General features: G+C 67.6%; 16 protein-coding genes. 8 read left to right on the top strand and 8 right to left on the bottom strand.

The features are described 5' to 3' along the window. The first annotated feature begins 73 nt into the window (after positions 1-73). From V6590_RS19495 to V6590_RS19475, 5 genes are read left to right on the top strand one after another with little or no spacing between them, the layout of a single operon-like run. The gene (locus tag V6590_RS19495) at positions 74-1,429 is read left to right on the top strand and encodes an alpha-glucosidase/alpha-galactosidase (RefSeq protein WP_335425384.1); all 1,356 of its coding nucleotides are present in this window, start codon (positions 74-76) and stop codon (positions 1,427-1,429) included. 1 nt (position 1,430) lies between these two features. Next, positions 1,431-3,149, top strand: a complete 1,719-nt coding sequence (locus V6590_RS19490; RefSeq protein ID WP_335425382.1) for an IlvD/Edd family dehydratase — start codon at positions 1,431-1,433, stop codon at positions 3,147-3,149. Continuing rightward, the gene (locus V6590_RS19485) at positions 3,149-3,913 is read left to right on the top strand and encodes an SDR family NAD(P)-dependent oxidoreductase (RefSeq protein ID WP_335425381.1); all 765 of its coding nucleotides are present in this window, start codon (positions 3,149-3,151) and stop codon (positions 3,911-3,913) included. Before V6590_RS19490 ends, V6590_RS19485 begins: the two co-directional genes overlap by 1 nt. Then, on the top strand, positions 3,910-4,809 hold the full coding sequence (locus tag V6590_RS19480) for a 2-dehydro-3-deoxygalactonokinase (protein WP_335425380.1): 900 nt from the start codon (positions 3,910-3,912) through the stop codon (positions 4,807-4,809). Before V6590_RS19485 ends, V6590_RS19480 begins: the two co-directional genes overlap by 4 nt. Beyond that, complete coding sequence (locus V6590_RS19475; RefSeq protein WP_335425379.1) at positions 4,806-5,444, top strand: 2-dehydro-3-deoxy-6-phosphogalactonate aldolase; 639 nt, start codon at positions 4,806-4,808, stop codon at positions 5,442-5,444. Before V6590_RS19480 ends, V6590_RS19475 begins: the two co-directional genes overlap by 4 nt. 46 nt (positions 5,445-5,490) lie before the next feature. Here V6590_RS19475 and V6590_RS19470 read toward each other — a convergent pair whose 3' ends face one another. From V6590_RS19470 to V6590_RS19455, 4 genes are read right to left on the bottom strand one after another with little or no spacing between them, the layout of a single operon-like run. Continuing rightward, positions 5,491-8,481, bottom strand: a complete 2,991-nt coding sequence (locus V6590_RS19470; protein WP_335425378.1) for a glycosyltransferase — start codon at positions 8,479-8,481, stop codon at positions 5,491-5,493. After that, positions 8,478-9,455 (bottom strand): glycosyltransferase family 2 protein, encoded by a 978-nt coding sequence (locus V6590_RS19465; protein ID WP_335425377.1) that lies wholly within the window; start codon positions 9,453-9,455, stop codon positions 8,478-8,480. The genes V6590_RS19470 and V6590_RS19465 overlap by 4 nt, the downstream gene beginning before the upstream one ends. Further along, entirely contained in the window at positions 9,391-9,699 is a 309-nt protein-coding gene (locus V6590_RS19460) for an acyl carrier protein (RefSeq protein ID WP_335425376.1), read from the bottom strand. The genes V6590_RS19465 and V6590_RS19460 overlap by 65 nt, the downstream gene beginning before the upstream one ends. 2 nt (positions 9,700-9,701) lie before the next feature. Then, positions 9,702-11,270 (bottom strand): AMP-binding protein, encoded by a 1,569-nt coding sequence (locus V6590_RS19455; protein ID WP_335425375.1) that lies wholly within the window; start codon positions 11,268-11,270, stop codon positions 9,702-9,704. Positions 11,271-11,367: 97 nt separating this feature from the next. On the opposite strand from V6590_RS19455, the gene V6590_RS19450 reads away from it, so the two are divergent. Next, positions 11,368-12,522: a cytochrome P450 gene (locus tag V6590_RS19450; protein ID WP_335425374.1), complete on the top strand. Its 1,155-nt coding sequence runs from the start codon at positions 11,368-11,370 to the stop codon at positions 12,520-12,522. Here the strand turns inward: V6590_RS19450 and V6590_RS19445 are convergent. The 3 genes from V6590_RS19445 to V6590_RS19435 are packed head-to-tail and all read right to left on the bottom strand — an operon-like array spanning position 12,458 to position 15,393. Next, positions 12,458-13,306 carry a phytanoyl-CoA dioxygenase family protein gene (locus V6590_RS19445; RefSeq protein WP_335425372.1) on the bottom strand — a complete coding sequence of 283 codons (849 nt, stop codon included), beginning with the start codon at positions 13,304-13,306 and terminating at the stop codon, positions 12,458-12,460. The two genes, V6590_RS19450 and V6590_RS19445, sit on opposite strands and share 65 nt — an antisense overlap. After that, on the bottom strand, positions 13,303-14,112 hold the full coding sequence (locus V6590_RS19440) for a phytanoyl-CoA dioxygenase family protein (RefSeq protein ID WP_335425371.1): 810 nt from the start codon (positions 14,110-14,112) through the stop codon (positions 13,303-13,305). The genes V6590_RS19445 and V6590_RS19440 overlap by 4 nt, the downstream gene beginning before the upstream one ends. Positions 14,113-14,118: 6 nt before the next feature. Further along, a complete protein-coding gene (locus V6590_RS19435; protein WP_335425370.1) occupies positions 14,119-15,393 on the bottom strand; it encodes a polysaccharide pyruvyl transferase family protein in 1,275 nt (424 codons plus the stop codon). 231 nt (positions 15,394-15,624) lie between these two features. On the opposite strand from V6590_RS19435, the gene V6590_RS19430 reads away from it, so the two are divergent. Then, entirely contained in the window at positions 15,625-18,030 is a 2,406-nt protein-coding gene (locus V6590_RS19430) for a class I SAM-dependent methyltransferase (protein WP_335425368.1), read from the top strand. Between the two features lie 25 nt (positions 18,031-18,055). Here the strand turns inward: V6590_RS19430 and V6590_RS19425 are convergent, their stop codons facing one another. After that, entirely contained in the window at positions 18,056-19,066 is a 1,011-nt protein-coding gene (locus V6590_RS19425) for an SGNH/GDSL hydrolase family protein (RefSeq protein ID WP_335425367.1), read from the bottom strand. Positions 19,067-19,404: 338 nt separating this feature from the next. On the opposite strand from V6590_RS19425, the gene V6590_RS19420 reads away from it, so the two are divergent. Continuing rightward, positions 19,405-20,013, top strand: coding sequence for a hypothetical protein (locus tag V6590_RS19420; protein WP_335425365.1), 609 nt, complete (start codon positions 19,405-19,407; stop codon positions 20,011-20,013). The last annotated feature ends 225 nt before the right edge of the window (positions 20,014-20,238 follow it).

Below are 20,238 nucleotides of genomic sequence, written 5' to 3'. Positions count from 1 at the left end.
CCCTACCTCCCGTCATCATGTTCTTCACAATGCAAAAACACTTCATCGCAGGACTAACCCTCGGAGCCGTCAAGTGACGAAAATTGCCTTCATCGGGGCGGGTTCGACCGTCTTCATGAAAAACCTCATCGGGGATGCGCTGCAGATGCCCGCCCTGGCCGGTGCGACCGTCTCGCTGATGGATATCGATGCCCGCCGCCTGGCGGAAAGCGAGCTGGTGGTGCGCAAGCTGATCGCCTCGCTGGGGGTGCCTGCGCAGGTGGAAACCCATACCGACCAGCGCCGCGCCATCGCCGGGGCCGATTTCGTCATCGTGGCCTTCCAGATCGGCGGGTACAAACCCTGCACGGTCACCGATTTCGACATTCCCAAACGCTATGGCCTGCGCCAGACCATTGCCGATACGCTGGGCATCGGCGGCATCATGCGCGGGCTGCGCACCGTGCCGCATCTGTGGAAACTGGCCGAGGACATGCGCGCGCTCTGCCCCGATGCGATCATGCTGCAATATGTCAACCCGATGGCGATCAACACCTGGGCCATCGGCGCGCGCTACCCGGATGTGAAACAGGTGGGCCTGTGCCATTCGGTGCAGGGCACGGCCTATGAACTGGCCCGCGATCTGGATCTTCCGCTGGAGGATATCCGCTATCGCGCGGCGGGCATCAACCACATGGCCTTTTACCTGACCTTCGAGGCGCGGAACCCGGATGGCAGCTACCGCGATCTCTATCCCGCCCTGCGCGCGGGCTATCAGGCGGGCCGCATTCCCAAGCCCAGCCACTGGAACGCCCGCTGTCCGAACAGGGTGCGCTATGAGGTGATGACCCATCTGGGCCATTTCGTCACCGAAAGTTCGGAGCATTTCGCCGAATATGTACCCTGGTTCATCAAGACCCATCGGCCGGATCTGATTGAAACCTTCGGCATCCCGCTGGACGAATACCCGATCCGCTGCGAGGAACAGATCGCCGCCTGGGGCGCGCAGGCCCGCGCCTATGCCGAGGCCGAGCGGATCGAGGTGACCCGGTCCAACGAATATGCCGCCACCATCATGAATGCGGTGGTGACCGGCACGCCTGCGGTGATCTACGGCAATATTCCCAATCGCGGCTTCATCCCGCAACTGCCGACGGGGGCCGCAGTCGAGGTGCCGGTGCTGGTCGATGCCAACGGGTTGCAGCCCACGACCGTCAACGACATTCCGCCGCAGCTGATTGCGCTGATGCGCACCAATGTGAATGTGCAGGAGCTGACGGTGCAGGCGCTGTTGACCGAAAACCGCGACCATATCTATCACGCCGCGATGCTGGACCCGCATACCGCGGCCGAGCTGGACCTGCGCCAGATCCGGGCGCTGGTCGATGATCTGATCGCCGCGCATGGCGACTGGCTGCCGGGCTGGATCACCGGAAAGAAGGCTGCATAAGATGACCCAGGACACCAAGCCCCGCCGCAACCGTGCCTGGTATGGCAAGCTGGATCGCGACGGGTTCATCCATCGCAGCTGGATGAAGAACCAGGGCTTCCCGGATCACGTGTTCGACGGCCGCCCGATCATCGGCATCTGCAACACCTGGTCGGAACTGACGCCCTGCAATTCGGGGCTGCGCGATCTGGCCGAAGGCGTCAAGCGCGGGGTCTGGGAGGCGGGCGGCTTTCCGGTGGAATTTCCGGTCATGTCGCTGGGCGAGACCCAGATGAAGCCCACCGCCATGCTGTTCCGCAATCTGCTGGCCATGGATGTGGAGGAATCGATCCGCGCCTATGGCATGGACGGGGTGGTGCTGCTGGGGGGTTGCGACAAGACCACGCCGGGCCAGCTGATGGGGGCGCTGTCGGTCGATCTGCCGGCCATCGTGGTGTCTTCCGGCCCGATGCTGAACGGCAAATGGCAGGGCAAGGATATCGGCTCTGGCACCGATGTGTGGAAATTCTCCGAAGCGGTGCGTGCGGGCGAGATGACGCTGCAGGATTTCATGGCGGCCGAAAGCGGCATGAGCCGGTCGAAAGGCGTCTGCATGACCATGGGCACCGCCAGCACCATGGCCAGCCTGGTCGAGGCGATGGGGATGAGCCTGCCCACCAATGCCGCCCTGCCGGCAGTGGATGCCCGCCGCATGGCGCTGGCCCATCTGACGGGGCGGCGGATCGTGGAGATGGTGGAGGAAGACCTGCGCCCTTCGGCCATCATGACCCGCGCGGCCTTTGAAAATGCCATTCTGGCCAATGCCGCTGTCGGCGGATCGACCAATGCGGTGGTGCATCTTCTGGCCATGGCGGGGCGGGTCGGTGTCGATCTGACGCTGAAGGATATTGAAATCGGGGCCGGGATTCCGCTGCTGGTGAACTGCATGCCTTCGGGCAGGTATCTGATGGAGGATTTCTGCTATGCGGGCGGGATGCCGGTGGTCCTGAAGGAACTGGCGGCCCATCTGCGGCCTGCGACCACCGTGCTGGGCAAGGATATCTCGGCCTATGCGGCGGGTGCGGAATGTTTCAACCGCGATGTGATCCGCCCCTTTGACGATCCGGTGAAACCGGCGGCGGGCATCCGCGTCCTGAAGGGTAATCTGGCCCCCAATGGCGCCATCGTGAAACCCTCGGCCGCCACCCCTGCCCTGCTGGAACATGAAGGCCTGGCGCATGTGTTCGAGACGATCGAGGACATGAAGGCCAATATCGACCGCGAGGATCTGCCGGTCACGCCCGAGACGATCCTCGTGCTGAAGGGCTGCGGGCCAAAGGGCTATCCGGGCATGCCCGAAGTGGGCAATATGCCGATCCCTGCCGCCCTGGTGAAACAGGGGGTGCGCGACATGATCCGGGTGTCCGATGCCCGCATGTCGGGCACGGCCTTCGGCACGGTGATCCTGCATGTCAGCCCCGAGGCCCAGGCCGGCGGCACGCTGGCGCTGGTGAGAACCGGCGACCGGATCAGGGTATCGGCCGCGCAGGGCGTGCTGGAACTTCTGGTGGACGAGGCCGAACTGGCCGCCCGCCGGGCCGCATGGGTGCCGGAGGAAAGCCCCTATACCCGTGGCTATGCCCGGCTTTACATCGATCATGTCCTGCAGGCCGATCAGGGGGCCGATCTGGATTTCCTGGTCGGCAAGGATACCCGCCCCGTCACAAGGGAGAGCCATTGATGCACCCCGTCTTTCCAGATCTGAACGGCGCCTCGGTCTTCATCACCGGCGGCGGTTCGGGCATCGGCGCGGCCCTGACCGAAGGCTTCCTGCGCCAGGGGGCAAGGGTTGCCTTCTGCCAGCGCAGCGATGCCGGCGGCTTTTGCGATGCGATGGAACAGGCCACCGGGTCGCGCCCGCTGTTCCTGCCCTGCGACATCACCGATATGGCGGCGCTGAAATCGGTGCTGGCGGCGGCGGCGGCGGCGCATGGGCCGGTCACCGTGCTGGTGAACAATGCGGCCAATGACCAGCGCCACAGCACGCTGGAGGTGGACGAGACCTTTTTCGACTGGTCCATTGCCATCAACCTGAAGGCCTATTTCTTTGCCGCGCAGGCGGTGATCCCCGGCATGCAGGCGGTGGGGGGCGGCGCGATCATCAACTTTTCCTCCATCAGCTACATGATGGGGAATGCGGGCTATCCGGTCTATACGGCGTCGAATTCGGCGATCAATGGCCTGACCCGCAGCCTGGCGCGCGAATTCGGCCCTGATCGCATCCGGGTCAATGCGCTGGCGCCGGGCTGGGTGCTGACGCAAAAGCAGAAGGACAAATGGGTCACGCCCGAAGGTCTGGCCGCCCATCTGGCCCGGCAATGCCTGCCCGATCCGCTGGATCCGGAAGATATTGTCGGCGGGTGCCTTTATCTGGCATCGCGGGCGTCGAAAGCCATGACCGGGCAGGCGCTGGTCATTGATGGCGGGGTGGTGGTGACGGGATGAAAGCCGACTGGATCGCTGTTGACTGGGGCACCACCCATCTGCGCGCCTTTGCCATGGGCCCCGAAGGCCTGCGGGCCGAGGCCGCGTCCGACGCAGGCATGGCCAGCCTGTCGCGCGACGGGTTCGAACCCGCGCTGATCCGGCTGATCGCATCCTGGCTGGGGCCGGGGGTCACACCGGTTCTGGCCTGTGGCATGGTCGGCAGCCGGCAGGGCTGGTTCGAGGCCCCCTATCGCAGCGTGCCCTGCACCCCGCTGGAACAGGGCGCGCTGGTCCGTGTGCCGGTCCGCGATCCGCGCATCACCCTGCAGATCGCGCCGGGGCTGAAACAGTCCGCACCGGCCGATGTGATGCGGGGCGAGGAAACCCAGATCGCCGGGGCGCTGACGCTGCATCCCGGATTTGACGGGGTCATCTGCCTGCCGGGCACCCATTCCAAATGGGCCCGGATCAGCGCGGGCGAAGTGGTCGGGTTCCAGACCTTCCTGACCGGCGAGATGTTCGCCCTGCTGGCCGATCATTCGGTGCTGCGCCATGGTCTGGCCGACGGCTGGGACGAGCCGGCCTTTGACGCAGGGCTGGCCGAAGGCCGCAACCGGCCCGAACGCCTGCTGGCCCAGCTGTTCCGGCTGCGCGCCGAAGGGCTGATTGCCACCTTGCCGGGGGCGGCGGCCCGGTCGCGGCTGTCGGGGTTGCTGATCGGGGCCGAACTGGCTGCCGCCCGGGCCTGGTGGCTGGGCCTGCCGGTCCTGCTGATCGGCTCTGACCGCCTGACGGCGCTTTATGCCCGCGCCCTTTCGGCCGAAGCGGCCGATACGCGCGCCCTCTCTGCCACCGACTGCACCATTGCGGGCCTGGCCCTGGCAGCCGGGGCCCTGTCGAAAGCTGCCGAATGACCAGATCCATCATTGCCATCCTGCGCGGGATCACCCCCGCCGAGGCCCTGCCCGTCGCCGAGGCGCTGATCGAGGCCGGGATCTCCAGTATCGAAGTGCCGCTGAATTCGCCCGCGCCGCTGCAATCGGTCGCGGCCCTGGCCCGCAGCCTTGGCGACCGGGCGCTGATCGGGGCGGGCACGGTGCTGACGGCAGAACAGGTGCGCGCCGTGGCCGATGCGGGCGGGCGGCTGATCGTGTCGCCCAACATGGACCCCGAGGTGATCGCGCAAAGCCGCCATCTGGGTCTGGACAGCTGGCCGGGGGTGATGACCCCGACCGAAGCCTTTGCCGCGCTGAAGGCCGGGGCGACCGGGCTGAAGCTGTTTCCCGGCAATCTGCTCGGCCCTGAGGGGCTGCGCGCCCTGCGGGCCGTCTTGCCGACGGGCACGCGGGTCTATGCGGTGGGCGGGGCGGGGCTGGCCAATCTGGGCGACTGGCTGCGCGCCGGGGCGGATGGCTTCGGCATCGGCACCGCCCTTTACACCCCCGGCCTTTCGGCGGCCGAGGTCGGCCAGCGCGCCCGGGCCCTTGTGGCTGCCTATGACATGGCCTGCGACACGGCCCAGCAGGAGACCGGCCCGCGCCCGCTGTGACGGCGGTGCCGTGGGGCGCGGGCGCTGTGCAACGGAGCCCGCCGTTTCAGGCCCGGACGTCTCGGGCGCAAAGATCGACCGCGCCCGCCTGCATCTGGCGAATGCCGTCGATCAGCGCCACATAGCGTCTGCCGGTGTCGCTGGCCGGGGCCGTGCAGCGCGGGGGGCGGTTGTGCAGCATCGCCTGCAACTCCGCCAGAAAGGCGGAGGCATCCCCAACCACATGCAGCGATGGGCAGGGGCCCAGGCCGGGCACCTGCGTGGCCAGAACCGGCAGACCCATCGCCGCGAACATATGCACTTTCAGCGGGTTCATATAGGCCGAGGCCTCGTCCACCAGATGCGGCATGATCGCCAGATCGATATGGCGGATCAGCGCCAGAACCTGGGTTTCGTCCAGCGGGCCGTGATAGATCACATTGGGGCTTTCCAGCAGCGCCAGCAGGGGGCCGATGCTGCGGGCTGCCGTCCCGACCAGATGCAGGCGCAGCGCAGGCGAGAGCGCGGCGATGCGCGCCATCAGATCCCAGTCGATCCGGTCGTTCATGTTGCCGGAATAGAGCAGGTGCAGCCCGTCTTGCGGCCGGTCCGGTTCCGGGGCGGTTCTGACCCCGGCGGGCAGCTGATACCAGTTCGGAATGATCGCCGTTTCGGTTTCGGGGGCCAGATACCCCGCTGTGCGGAAGAAGTGCAGATTGGCCTCGGAATTGAAGACAGCCTGCGCCCTGCCATCCAGCAGGCGCAGATATTGCGCGCTCCGCTGTCTGCGGCGCAGATCGTTCAGACTGCCCCACAGAATCTGATTGTCCACCACATCCACCAGCTGCGGATAGGCTGCGAGAATGGGTTCAAGCCGGTCATGGACAGGCAGGATCGGGAACAGCACCATCACGGTATTGATGGGCAGCACCCCCTCATCCACCAGCCAGGATTCGAGACAGCGGGCGGCCTGATCGTCTGTCGGATAGGTGATCTGGCGATATTCCACACCGTCGCGATCGACATGGCCGCGGCGCTTGCGGGCCGCCAGATCGAGCAGATGTCCCGCCTCGCTCAGGAAGCGGCCCTCCAGCCCGTGCAGATCCTTTTCCTGATCGGCATGCATCATTTCCAGCACGATCACCCGATGGCCGGGATGGGCGGCGCGATAGCCGCGGGCAATCTGGTCAACCCGGCGGCCATATAGCCCGGCATCCTGCTGTTTCCAGAACAGCACCAGCACGGGCCGCCCCGCCTCGCCCGCCAGCGGATCGGCGGGGTCTGCCAGATAGTCCAGCCCGGCCAGCGCCGTGCCTGCCCGTGCTGCGGCACAGGCCAGGGCCTCGGCGGTCTCAAGCGTCACCTGTGCCCCTTCGACGGTAAAGGTCTCGGGCAGGCCGATCTCGGCAGAGAAGCTCAGCGCCTGCATCAGGCTTGCGGTGAAACTGTCCGGCGTGAACAGGAAGACCCCGGGCACATGGGCCAGATCCTGGACGCTGGGGCTCTGCGGCACCAGCACGGGTTTGCCCACGGCCAGCGCATCGCCAATCTTCGAGCTGATCTGGTAACGGGTGACCGCATTATCCTCGGCCTCGGGGCTGAAGCCGCTCAGCACCACGTCAAAGCCTGCCAGACGCGTGGCAAGATCGCCGGACGGGACCTTGCCGCCCACCACCACGCCAGCCTGGGTCAGTTCCTGCACCATGGAATCGGGGCTGATATCGCCCAGCACATGCAGCTGCGCCGCAATGCCCGTGGTGGCGGAAAACGCCTTCACGGCGGCGGCGGCCTCGATCAGCCGCTTGTGCTTGCGCACCGTGCCGACAAAGCCCACCGCCAGCGCCGCAGAGGGGGCGGCCATGGCCGCCGGTCGCGCCGGGGGCGGCGTGCGGACATGGCGCAGCATCAGCGCCCCGAAATCGTTGCACAGCGTGATCGAGGCCGCCGTCCGGGCCGGGATGCGCGCGGCCAGATCCGCCGCAAGGTTCAGCGCCGCCACGCCATGGGCCCGGTCGCGGGCATGATCCGAACGGCTGAACTGATCCTCGTTATCGTCGAAATCCAGCATCAGCGCGGTGCGCGGATGCGAGACCAGTGCCGCAAGCCGGAAGCTGGGCAGCCGCGCCTTGCTGATCCAGACCGTGTCGAACCGCAGCCCCGATTGCCGGATGGCCGCCTCATGGCGGTGACGGCCTTCCCAGGGCAGGGTCAGCAGCACGGCATCGCTGTCCATCAGCGGCGGCCAGAGCGTTCCGCCGAAATCGCGGTGCAGATAGGACAGGATGATCGCGGGCCGCCGGTGGCGGGCGACATCGAACAGGACCTTGGCCCGGCCGATCGGGTTATGCGACCCATCCCAGCAGGTGATGGCAATGGCCCCGGGTTGGGCTGCAATCCGGCGCGCGGCCTCCAGCTGGGCGATGAACCCGGTTTCCGGCCGGCCCGTCTCGAGACAGATGTCGTCCAGCATTTCGCGGCCCTGCGGCCCCTGCGCCTGCAGCGCAAGCTGCCCCCCCCGGACCAGACCGCGCCCCTCGAGGGCAAAGCCGAAGACATGGCCCGGCAGCCGCGGCAACATCTCGCGCGGCAGCTCTACCGGAAAGCGCAGTCCCGGCAGGGGTCGTCCGTCCAGTGTCACGACCGGGACAATCCCCGGATCGGCCCCGGCAATCCAGCCGGTGATGCGGCCATCCTGCAGGGGCAGAAGCCGTCCGCGCGTCCGGGGGCCTGCCAGGGGGGCTGGATCGGCAGGAATATCCGACCAGGCCCGCGACATCCGCCGCAAGACCGTGCCCTGCGCATCGCGCACCTCGATCACCAGGGCGCCGCCATCCCGTTCGAAGTCAACCGGCCAGGGCAGCTGCAGCGCAAAGCCATATTGTCCCTGGCCGATACCCGCCCGCTGCAGATCGTCGCGCGGCTGGTTGGCGGTGCTGCGCACCAGCCGCCCGCGCCGGGTGATGAAACAGACCTCCAGCCGGGCCGCCCAGTCCTGATCGTCGGCCACCCAGCCCTGAATCGTACAGCCCTTCACCGCTTCGATATTGCCGCGGATCATGGTCGGGCCATCCCGGTCTGCAGGTCGGGCGGGGCGATCCGTTCCGGCGCATGAGGCGCGGGGGCATGGGGCGCGGGGGCATGGGGGCTGGCAAAAACCGATCCCACCTGCCGTATCCGGGCCAGAGGCTGGCCACGCAAGGCCGCATAGCGCCGGGCGATGGTCTTCAGCGCCTCGGTCGCGCTCTCGCGGCAGGTCGAGGTGGTGCCACCGTGATACTGGTGAAAGGTGCCCTCGCCCGTCACCCGCACCAGCCGGGTTCCCGGGGCGGCCAGGGCGCGCTGCAACAGATCGGGATTGGCCGCGCCGCCTCCCGGCTCGTCGAAGACCGGATCGAAGCCGCCCAGTTCCGCCCAGAGCCCGCGCGACAGGAACAGCGCGTTGCTTTCCAGGATCGGCCCCTGCTCTCCGGCCTGTTCGGCGGTAGCGATGGAAAACAGCCCGTAGCCCTGCGCGGGCCAGCCGATGCCTGCCAGCAAGGCCGCATCATGCGCCGCCCGCTCGGCGGGGGCGACCCCATCGTCGGGCCGACCCAGCCGGTAGTTCAGGGTTACCACCACATCGCGCGCGTCTTCGGCGGCGGCCAGACAGGCGGCAAGCAGCCCCGGCGATGCCATCCGTGCCCCGTCGATCCAGGCCCCGATCAGCGGGGCGCGGGCCAGCGCCAGCCCCTCGTTCAGGGCCCCTACGGGCGAAGGGGCTGGCCGGCTGGCGCGCAGCAGCCGGAACTCCATGCCCTCGGGCGGTGTCAGCTGCGGCATCCGGGCCGAGCCATTGTCGATCACGATGATCTCGCAGCGCCGCCCCTCCAGCCCCAGCTGGCAGCGGCGCGACAGCGACATCAGGCTGCGTTGCAGCGCCTGTTCCATCTCGAAGCTGACCAGAACGACCGAGATGTCGGGGGGCATTTCAGCCAGCGATACCAGTGCCGGCGCCTTCGGCCGTGCGGGGGCCGCCGGCCTGACCGGCGACATGGCGGGCAAAGCGCGTGGCGGTCGGATGGTTGTAAAGCTCGCTGGGGTCGATGGCGATGCCGAAGCGTTCTTCCATCATGCCGGCCAGGATCACGGCTTCGACGGAATCGAGCCCGAGCGCATCAAACCCTGTGTCATAGGGAAAATCCGCCCGATCCACGTCCAGCACCGAGCTGATGTAATCCGCCAGCCAATCGCGCATTTCCAGCGCAACCGCCGACAGGCCGGCATTGTCTGAAGTCAATGTCAGTTCCCTTCCGGTACGGTTCCGGGGCGAAGGGGTGACAGATATTCTGTCCGCGCCGCCGCCCGCCTGATCTTGCCTGAACTCGTACGGGGAAGTGTACCTCGCGGTACAGATCTTGCTTTGACACCTAGTCCGAAAGCATGGGTAAAGCCTTCGGTGACCTGCTGCAAGATTTCCTCTTCGGTGCAGCCGGGATTTCTTGCCAGTTCCAGCAAAACAACCACAGAGCGATCAGCCGCGAAGGCGGCCACGGCCTCTACCGTGCCGGGCGGAGCGCTGTGGCGGACCTGGTTTTCCAGATCGGCCGCAGGCAGGGTGCGGCCATGAAGGGTTATCGCATCATCCAGCCGGTCCACCGGAAACAGGCTGTCGCCCTGCCGGTAGCCCAGATCGCCGGTGCGCAGCCAGCGCTGGCCATCCTGCAGCAGATCGCGGTCGAAGGGGTGGATGGCATCGCCGTCGCGCGACCACAGGCCGGGGCTGACATGCGGGCCGCTGATGCAGATCTCGCCCTCTTGCACCGCAGGGGATACCAGACCGCTGACCGCATCCCGCAGGGCAAAGCTTGCGCCCGGCGGGGCGCTGCCACAGCTGACATGGCCGCGCGCCGACCGGATCATGCCCTGCCCCGCCCGCATGGTGGTGGCCATCAGCGTGGCCTCGGCCATGCCATAGCAGGGCAGCAGCGCGGTTTCGGCAAACCCTGCCGGGGCGAAGCGGGCGGCAAAATCGGCCAGCATGCTGCCATCGATCGGTTCTGCCCCGCAGAAGGCGATGCGGACCCGGGACAGATCCAGCCCGGCGGCCTGACCGGGGTCGATGCGGCGCAGGCAGAGCGCATAGCCGAAAGAGGGCGCGCCCAGGATGGTTGCCCCATGGGTCTGGGCCGCGCGCAGCCAGACCATCGGGCGCTGCAGAAAACCCATCGGCGGCATGGAAAAACAGGGCAATCCCTGCCACAGCGATTGCAGCAGGCTGCCGATCAGCCCCATGTCGTGATGGCGGGGCAGCCATGTCACGGTCACATCCTGCTCTGTCGTGCCGAAGGTCGCCGCGATCATCTGCTGGTTGGCGGTCAGGTTGCCATGGGTGATGGCAATGCCGCGCGGGGCGGCCATCGATCCCGAACTGTATTGCACGAAGGCCGGGCGGTTGTCGGGCCAGGATATCAGCGGGGCTTCCGCGCCGCCGTCCAGTGCCGCCACGGCGCAGGCCGCATGTCCTGCAGCGGTAAAATCCGCCACCTGCTGATCCGAGGTCAGCACCAGCACGGGCCCTGCGACAGCGGCAATCTCCAGCGCCCGCGTCCGCAGCCGGGCACTGGCGAAATCGGGGGCGGTGATGGCCAGACGTCCGGCATGCAGCGCGCCCAGAAAGGCCATGGCAAAATCGATCGATCCGGCCGGGTTCACCAGAACCGGCCCCTCCGGCAGCGCGGCGATGCTGCGGCTGATCCGTCCGATGGCCTGCCACAGGCCCCCCCGGGTGATCCGGCGCAGTTCCTGCCCGCGGCTGTCCAGATCGACCAGCGCCAGCCGGTCCGGCGCGGCCGCGGCAAGCCCTGCCATGCGCGGCAAGATCCCGTCTTCGCAGGAAGGATCACAGGGTGGGCCGCCAGAAGGATGGGGGCATGGCTTGCCTGCAGGGGATGGCGCCGCTAGGGTCATGCCCAATGGCGTAACGGGTCCGTTCGGCGTGGTCAATCCAGAGCATCATCTTGCGGTTGAGCCCCCTCACCGCGCCGCCGACGGGGTCTGGGTCCTGTCGCGTTATGCCGATGTGCGTGCTGTGCTGCGTGCGCCCAATGTGGGCATCGACCCCACGCTGCGCGACGGGATTGCCCGGCTTGCCGCGCGCAGCGGGCGCGATCTGTCGGGCCTCATGCGTGGCCACGGGGCCTTGCCGAACATGCGGGACGGGGCCGAACATGCCGCCGCGCGGCGGGCCTTCGCCTGCCATGCCGCACGGCTTTTGGCCTCTGGCGGCCGCGATCTGGAACCACGTCTTGACGAGGCGCTGCAGGGCCTGCCCTGCGACACCCCGGTCGAGGCGATGCGGGCGCTGATCCTGCCGCTGGTCGATGGCCATCTGGCCGAGACGCTGGACATCGGCATGGCCGAACTGCAGCGCCAGAAGGGCCTTTTCTCCACCCTGTTCGAAGGCGGCGGCCCGATACGGTCCCTGACCGACACGGTGGCCCTGTCGGCCATGGCCGATCTGCTGTTTGCCGAAGCCACCGCCATCCTGAACCGCCGCGGGCTGGCCCAGCCCGACACGGCCGATCTGGGCGCGCTGATCTTTGCGGTCAATCTGGCGGGTGACGCACAGAGCGGGCTGTGCGCGCAGATCCTGTTCCAGCTGGCGGCAGATCCCGGCCTTGTGGCCCGCCTGCGCGCCGATCCGGCCCTGACCGAAGGTTTCGTGCGCGAATGCCTGCGCTTTTCCACGGTGGTGCCGCTGCTCCTGCGCAAGGTGCTGTCGGGCCGGATCGATCTGCCGGATGCGGTTCTGTCGGCAGGCGACCGGGTGCGGCTTGACCTGTGGCGGGCCAACCGCGATCCGGCGGTCTTTGCCGATCCCGACCGCTTTCTGCCCGACCGCCGCGCGCAGCCACATCTGGCCTTTGCCGCCGGGCCGCATACCTGCCAGGGCGCACGGGCCGGCAAGGGTCTGGCCGAAACCTTTACCCGGCACCTGGTTGCGCATTTCGACCTTGCGGCGGGCTGCGACCGGCTGACCTACCTGCCGGGGCGTCTCACCCGGATCCCGGACCGGCTGCCGGTGACGTTCCGCCAGCGGTCTCGGCCCCGGCCCGCGTGATGTGACGCACCCAGCGGCGCATCACCACGTCATGATGGGCCCGCGCGGCCGGGTCATCCTCGGCCAGCGGGCGCTGTTCCAGCGGAAAGGTGCCATGGTCCCGCCCGCGCACCAGGGCCGCCGTCACCCCTTCGCCGCTCTGCACCAGATCGGCGGCGATGTAGCGGATCGCCAGCCCGCTGCGCCGTGCCGCGCTGCGGTTCGGCCCCGATCCATGCACGGTCAGCATGTGATGGATCGACATTTCGCCGGGCTGCAACAGAACCGGAACCGTCGTGCCGGGGTCGGGTTCTGCCGGAATTTCCTCGCCCAGAGGCAGCAGGTTGTCGGGGTCTTGCGGGCGATGATGGTCCAGCGCCATGCGGTGGCTGAAGGGCACCACCGACATGCAGCCATTCTCGGGCGTCGTGGGGGTCAGCGCCAGCCAGACCGTCACCCCTCGCGGCTCTGACAGGCCATAATAGGTGACATCCTGATGCCAGGCGACATAGCCTGCGCTGGCGGGCGGCTTGGAGATCAGGTTGCATTGCCAGCACAGCAGGTCAGGCCCCAGAAGTGCTGCCACCGGATCGGTCAGCCGGGGGTCGGTGATCAGATCCCAGAGCCATGGAAACAGCAGATGCGGCTTGGCGCCCAGCCATTTGGGCCAGCGCCCGCCATGCCGCGCCTCGATCGTCTCGATCCGGGCCAGAAGGGCGGCGGCCTCGGCGGCGGTGATCCCCGGCAGGGGAAAGGCCACCCCGCTGTCCTGCGCCTGAAGGGCCGTGGCAAAGGGGCCGTTCATGCCCGGGGCCCCGATTGCAGCTTGCCCGCGAAGATGGTGGTCATGCCCTTGCGGAAGATATCGCGGTGGCGGGCGACGGCCGCGGGATGCATCAGCCCTTCGGGGGCCTGTTCCAGCGCATAGCCGCCGGTATTGCGGCCGCGCACCAGGGTTGCGGTCATGCCCTGCGCGCCTTGCGGCTGCAGATGCGCCGGGATGTAGCGCGCGGCAAAGCCGATCCGGCGGTCTGTCCCGCGATTGGGCGAGGACCCGTGCACGATCAGGCAATGATGGATCGACATCTGCCCCGGTGCCAGTTCCAGATCGACCACCGCCGTTTCGTCCACATCGCTGACCAGCCGCTCGCCCCGGCCCAGCATGTTCTGCGGATCGCCGCTGTCATCATGCGGCAGCGCCCGGTCATGGCTGCCCGGCACCACCCGTACGCAGCCGGTTTGCGCCGTGCTGGGGGACAGCGCGATCCAGACCGTGACCGCCTTCGGCTCTGACAGGCCCCAATAGGTCACATCCTGATGCCAGGCGACATAGCGGTCACTGCCCGGGGCCTTGATGATGAAGCTGCTGCCATAGCACAGCAGGTCAGGCCCCAGCAGCGCCGCCACTGCATCCACCACGACCGGGGCCTGCACCAGATCCCAGAATTCGGGCATCAGCAGATGCGGCTTGGCATTCATCAGCGGGGGCAGGCGGCCGCTTCCCTGACGTTCCTGCGTCTCCAGCCCCGCGCGCAGCCGTGCGGCGGCATCGGGGGACAGGCAGTCCAGCGGGCAGGCATAGCCCCGGGCATGAAAAAGCGCGGCATCCATCATCTGTCAGGCTCCGGTTTCGGGAACGGCGCCGGCCGGGGCCAGCAGCGGACGGGCGGGTTTGCCAAAGGGGCGCAGCAGGGCCTCGGGCGGCAGATGGGCCCGGGCCCCGCGCAGCCAGCCGGCCAGCAGCGCCGTGCGGGCCGGGGCGCGGTCTGGCGCAGGCCCGGCCGCCACGATGCTGCGGATCGCCGCCCAATGCGCCTCCAGCGCGGCCAGAACCGTGTCCGGCATGCCCGGCCCCCGCCCCTGCAGGCGCCGGGCGGGCAGGCGTTCGAAAACCTCGGGCCAGCTGCGGGCCAGATCGTCCCCGGCCCCGCTATGGCCCAGAAATCCCGCAAACTTGCGATAGGCCGGACGGCCCAGCAGCAATGCGGGCACGCCATAGGCCGCCGCCACCATATAGCCATGCAGCGACGATCCGCTGTGCAGGGCCGATGCGGCCAGAACCCCGGCCATGTGGCGCAGGCTGGGCGGGCGGTCCAGCACGGTATGGGCCACGCGCAGATGCGCCGCCACGGCCCGGGCGGTTGCGTCATCCTCATGGGCCGCGCCCAGGGCGCAAAGCACCGGATGCAGGCCCAGGCGTTCCGCCAGCGCATCAATGCCGCGCGCCACGCCCTCGGCCCCGATCCCCGACAGGGACCGGTCGCGGATATGCAGCGTCCAGAGCCCGGCCCCGGGGGCCAGCCCCCGCCCCGCCCGGAAGGCCGCCGCCTCGGGGGCCAGATCGGCCGCCGACCACAGCCGGGTGATCCCGGCGATCGGATCGGGCACGACCTGCGCCTGATCGCGCATCACGGCAGGCAGCATCGCGCAAGATGCGGCATCGCGCAGCGCCAGATGATCGGCCGCAGCCAGGGCTGCGGCGATCAGCCCGTCCGGGTCAGGGGGCAGCGGATGGGGCGCGCCCGGCGCGTTCCAGGCCAGCCCGGCCCCGGCCATGGCCGCCACCACCGAGGCCCCGAGCCACAGCGCCGCCCCGCCCCAGCCCGCCACGCCCGCCGCGCGGTATTGCGGCAGCAGGTCCAGCGCATGGGCATGGATGATATGCCCGCCCCCGATCACCACCGTATCTTGCGGCCCGCAGCGCCGGGCGAAATCCGCAAAGGCCATGGGCGGCAGCGCATCCGACAGCCAGGGCGGCGTGGCGGTGGGCGCCACCGGCACGATGGCCCGGTTCAGCGCCTGCGCGGCGACAAGCGGAAACAGCAGGTCGCCGAAATTCAGCATGTCGAACATGCCCGTCACATAGATGCTTCCCTGGCCACGCCCGGACATCGCGCCGCTTCCCTTCCCTCACGCCGGGACCCGGCGTTGCCCCTGCATAGCCACTGGCTGCCGCTGCGGCAAAAGCTTTGTGGCGGGTTCCCATCACGCCGGAACGCCCGCAAACGGCCAGGGGGCAGCGGCACAGGCGGGCGCCAGAGAATTTCGCCAAAGGATTTTGATTGACTCCCGCAGGCCATTCGCGGTCAACCCTGACGGGACGGAAGCTGCGGGAATACCGGGATGCAGGAAAGCGATCTTCATGGCCTTTGCACGATCTGCGGCCATGTCGGGGTATTTGCCCGTGGCGAGCAGCGTTCGCTGCGCGAAAGCTATGCCTGCCCCTCCTGCCGTTTCACCCTGCGCTGGCGCGACCAGGCCGGGGTGATCCTTGATGAATTCGGGCGCGGGCAGGCGCTGTCGGTCACCGAGATGGTCGAGCGCGGCCTGCTGCAGGATGTGGCCATCTACGAACCGGCCCTGCGCGGGCCTTTCGTGGCGCGGCTGAAGGGCCTGCCGCACTATACCCAGTCCTATTTCCGCCCCGATGTGCCGCTGGGCCAGCCCGCCGCCGACGGGGTGCGCAACGAAGACCTGACCCGCCTGACCTTCGAGGACGAGTCCTTCGATCTCATCCTGACCAGCGATGTGATGGAACACCTGCCCGGGATCGAACTGGCCTTTGCCGAAACGCTACGGGTGTTGCGGCCGGGCGGGGTGCATGTCTTCACCATCCCCAATGATTACCCGTTCCCTGACCGGACAGAACCGCGGGTGCGCGTCGTCAACGGGATCGAGGAACATATCAAGCCTGCCCGCTATCACAATGCGGGCGATGGGTCGAAATGTCTGGTCTATACCGATTACGGGGCTGATCTGACCGATCTGATCCGCGGGCTTGGCGGGCGGCTGGCCGTGGTGCGGCGCAGCATCGGCCAGCCGCCCGCCCATACCAATGCCACTTTCGTGATGCGCAAGATCGCGGCCACCGGCGCGCGCAGGCCAGGAGGACGACCGATGCCATCACAGGCCGCAGCCCCTGCTCCGGGCCCCGCCCCCGCTCCGGGCCCTGCCCCTGCGCCGGTCACGGGCCCCGATCAGGAATGTCCGATCTGCAAGGGCACCCGCTTTGAAGCCTTCAACGGCCGTGACAGGGCGCGCTGTTCGGACTGCCGCGCGGTGGAACGCAACCGCCTGATGTGGATGGTGCTGGACCGGCTGGGCGCCTTTGCGCCGGGTCTGCGCGTGCTGCATCTGGCCCCCGAACTGGGGCTGCTGCGCAAATTCGTCGAGATCTCGCCCGAAGGCTATTACCCGGCCGATCTGGACCCCGAACGCTATGCCAGCAAGATCGTGCCGGTGAACCGACTGGATCTTTGCACCGATCTGGCCGCCTTTCCCGATGGCCGCTTCGATCTGATCCTGCACAGCCATGTGCTGGAACATGTTCCCTGCGATGTGGGGCAGGTCCTGCGCGAGATGGACCGGATCCTGGCCCCCGGCGGGCTGCATGTCCTTTCGGTTCCGATCCGGGGGGAGCGGACGATGGAAGACCTGTCGCCCGGGCTCAGCGATGCCGAACGTCTGGCCCGTTTCGGCCAGGAAGACCATGTCCGCATCTTCGGCGCGACCGATCTGCAGGCGCTTCTGGCTTCGGTTTGGGGGCCGGGTCCGCATCTGATCGAACCGATCCGCATCTTCCCGCGCGACGATCTGCGCCGTGCCGCGATCCCGACAGTGGCCTGGCAGGGCGTATCGGGCCACAGCCTGTTCCATTACCGTAAGGGCAGCCGCCCCCCGGCCGAAGCCCTGGCGATTCCCCTCGCCGCCCCCGCCCCCAGCATGGTCGTCCGGGCCGTGCCCCCCGCTCCGCAGGCCGCAGCCCCCCGGCCCGCGACCCGCGCCGAACGTGACGAGACGGCGCAGATCTACCCGGCCGAGGATGCCCCGCGGGGATCGGACATCATCGCAGGTCTGGCGGCGCTGGCGCGCGACAATCCCTGGCCCGATTTTCCCTGGCAGGACCACCCGCCGTTCCAGCTGGCGCTGGATGCCAATGGCGATGGCGGGCGCGAGATCATCCTGCGCCAGATCCATGACCGCGACATCCGGCTGATGGTCGAGGTGGGATGCTTCCTGGGCGGTTCGGCGCGGCACTGGCTGACCGCCAAGCCCGATCTTGCCCTGATCGGCGTCGATCCCTGGGATGGCAACTGGGCCGATTATGTGCAGGGCATGCTGACCCATACCTCCATGTCGCGCCATGTCGAACACATGTCCGACACCGAGGTGATGCGGATTGCGGCCCTGTTGCGCAGCCATGGCAATTTCGCCGTCGCGCTGAACAACCTGCGCCCCTGGCGCGACCGTTTCTATCCGGTGCGCCGCTTTTCGCCCGAGGCCCTGCATTACCTGTCGCGCCGCGAGATCCCGGTCGAGATGATCTATATCGACGCCTTCAAGCACCGGACCGATCTCGATACCGCCCATGCGCTGTTTCCGCAGGCGCTCCTGTCGGGTGATGACTGGCTCTGGCCCGATGAGACCGGGCGCTTCGTCATGCAGGAGGCGATCAAGGATTTCGCCGCCGAACATGGGTTCGAGATCGAGCACAAGCGGCAATCCTGGGTGCTGCACCGCAAGGGCTAGGGCCGGGCTGCCGGGAGTGCGGCGTTCAGGATGCGGTGGGGTCCAGCGTCAGAAGCGGGCCAAGATAGGCGCGCAGGGGGCGTTCCTGCTGTCCCCGCACCAGCCCGATCTCGGGGGCCTCTTCGGGTTCGCCCACCAGCAGCCGCCGCATGTCGCAGCCCCGGAAGAAATCGAAGGGCAGCACGCCGATCCGCGTGAAATGGCTGAGCGGGTCGATCATCGTCACCCGCAGGCCCGGCCCGGGCGGATCAGGGGTCACCGAAACATGCCCCCCGGCCGCATGATAGAGATGCACCAGCCCCTGCACCCGCAGCACCCGCCCCGGATCGATCGTCACCCCCCGCCCCTCCAGCCGGACATAATCCTGCGGCAGATCGAGGCAGTCATGGGTTTCGCTCGGGCAGTCTGGCAGCATCTGCGCCAGATCCAGCGCCCTGCGCCGCCAGAGCGGGGGGGCAGGACGCAGGCCCGCCAGAACCGGCGGTCGGGCCAGCACCTCTTGCAGGAAGGGCACCAGCCGTTCGGCCATGACAGAACCGCCCTCGGCGGTGGTATGGGTGTCGTCCCGCAACCAGGCCGCCACCTGGGTTGCGCCATGCTGCGCGATCCAGCCTTCCGCCAGATCGAGCAGCGGCAGATCAAGCTCATGGCACAGTTGCCGGATGAGACCGCCGAAATCCAGCACCACCGGCCTTGTCCAGCGCCGCACATGCAGCAGGAAGGCAGGCTCTGCCCCGATTTCCTGCAAGGTCAGCAGGATATCCGCCAGAATCTCCTGCCCGGCGGCCACATTGGCCAGCGGATGCGTGGCATAGGCCGAGGTGGCGATTTCCAGCAGCACATGGCTGAACGGGCCCAGCCTTTCGGAGGCCAGCCGCAGATAGGGCGGGATCACCTGCGGCTGCAGGGCCCCAAGACCCACGCGAAAGACCTCCAGCCCCGGCACCGTTTCCGCCAGCCGCGCGATCGTGGGCTGCGCAAAGCCCGATGTCGTCACGACATTCGAAAAGCCGATGATGAGAAGGCGCTGTGTCATTCGTTCCGCCGTACCGTGTTCTGCCGCGCCGCGTCACGCATCCGGCCGATCCCGGGTGGCATGATCCTGCCCCTTCAGAGGGCCGGGCTGGGGTCTGTTGCCGGATGGTGTTAAATCCTGCGCGCAGCCGATGAAAGCGCGATGCTGGTCCGTGTCACATCCCGATAGGCAATATCGCTGTTTCCTGAACAGCTCCGGCCTGATTTTGTGCCAGTCCTTCATCGCCTGCAAGGCACGCCTGGACTGACAAGGCGGTTCTGGACATTGCCACTTGGCAGATAGTGCATTTTGGAACAGGGATGTCAGAGGTTGATCCGGTTCTTGCGGGGACAGGGGCGATGCAGCGGCGTCAGGGGTTTGGTTCGGGAGCGAAGGTGGCAGTTGTGCTGTCACGCGTCTTTCACGTGGCAGCTGGGTTGGCGCCGTTGTCGTGGACCGACACCAACATCCCGGCGGATGCGGTGTTCCATACGCTGCTCGGTGTTGCCGTTGGCTTTCAGGGAAAGGCACTTGATGCGTGGCAAGATCGCCGTGAGATGTTCGACAAGGAGCCAAGGCATCTGGCAACCTTTCTGCTGACTTTCCTGGGCGGTGGGGCTCTTCTGGCGACATTCCTCAACCCGATTGAACTCCTGAAGGGAATGCCGGTCACCCTGGCTGCACTCTATCTGGTTGCGCCGACCTACGGGGTATGGAACCCGAAGCACGATCATGTCTGGTATGACCAAAGATACCGCAGCGCACAGCAGGAAGCCCGAACTTTTGGGTTGCGCGTGTTCTTCCTGCTTGCCGCACTGATCGTCGTTGCAGACAACCTCAACCTTCTTGCCTTGCCGCTCTGGTTCGTGGTGCTGGGGTGTGTCTGGGGTGTCTCTACCGCAATGACGGGCAAAATGTGGTTGCTTATGCGCAACCCCTCAGGTCTGGCGGCCGACCCGCCGGGCTGACCGCCTGCCCCCCGTCGCCGTGTCGCCCTGGACAAGTTTCGGGGTCAGGCCCGGGTGATGGACCGCAGCCATGAACTTGTGGCAAGCTGGTCCGAGGCGCTGGCCGATCTGCCCGGGGTTCTGACTGCCCGAAGATGTGGCACCGGCGCTTGCGGCCCATTGGGCCGATATCGGCCGCCCTCCGGCGGATGCACAGATTTTCCGCCCTCCGGCGGATGGCCAACC

The organism is Gemmobacter denitrificans, assembly GCF_036964905.1.
Taxonomy (GTDB): domain Bacteria; phylum Pseudomonadota; class Alphaproteobacteria; order Rhodobacterales; family Rhodobacteraceae; genus Gemmobacter; species Gemmobacter denitrificans.
The sequence above is the reverse complement of the archived record's forward strand: the minus strand, read 5'-3'. Positions and strand labels throughout refer to the sequence as shown.

Coding starts and splice junctions, on each gene's coding strand:
- V6590_RS19490 (WP_335425382.1), top strand. CDS start 1,431: ATGACCCAGGACACCAAGCCCCGCCGCAACCGTGCCTGGTATGGCAAG.
- V6590_RS19485 (WP_335425381.1), top strand. CDS start 3,149: ATGCACCCCGTCTTTCCAGATCTGAACGGCGCCTCGGTCTTCATCACC.
- V6590_RS19480 (WP_335425380.1), top strand. CDS start 3,910: ATGAAAGCCGACTGGATCGCTGTTGACTGGGGCACCACCCATCTGCGC.
- V6590_RS19475 (WP_335425379.1), top strand. CDS start 4,806: ATGACCAGATCCATCATTGCCATCCTGCGCGGGATCACCCCCGCCGAG.
- V6590_RS19470 (WP_335425378.1), bottom strand. CDS start 8,481: ATGATCCGCGGCAATATCGAAGCGGTGAAGGGCTGTACGATTCAGGGC.
- V6590_RS19465 (WP_335425377.1), bottom strand. CDS start 9,455: ATGTCGCCGGTCAGGCCGGCGGCCCCCGCACGGCCGAAGGCGCCGGCA.
- V6590_RS19455 (WP_335425375.1), bottom strand. CDS start 11,270: ATGGCAGGGCTTGCCGCGGCCGCGCCGGACCGGCTGGCGCTGGTCGAT.
- V6590_RS19450 (WP_335425374.1), top strand. CDS start 11,368: ATGCCCAATGGCGTAACGGGTCCGTTCGGCGTGGTCAATCCAGAGCAT.
- V6590_RS19445 (WP_335425372.1), bottom strand. CDS start 13,306: ATGAACGGCCCCTTTGCCACGGCCCTTCAGGCGCAGGACAGCGGGGTG.
- V6590_RS19440 (WP_335425371.1), bottom strand. CDS start 14,112: ATGGATGCCGCGCTTTTTCATGCCCGGGGCTATGCCTGCCCGCTGGAC.
- V6590_RS19435 (WP_335425370.1), bottom strand. CDS start 15,393: ATGTCCGGGCGTGGCCAGGGAAGCATCTATGTGACGGGCATGTTCGAC.
- V6590_RS19430 (WP_335425368.1), top strand. CDS start 15,625: ATGCAGGAAAGCGATCTTCATGGCCTTTGCACGATCTGCGGCCATGTC.
- V6590_RS19425 (WP_335425367.1), bottom strand. CDS start 19,066: ATGACACAGCGCCTTCTCATCATCGGCTTTTCGAATGTCGTGACGACA.
- V6590_RS19420 (WP_335425365.1), top strand. CDS start 19,405: ATGCAGCGGCGTCAGGGGTTTGGTTCGGGAGCGAAGGTGGCAGTTGTG.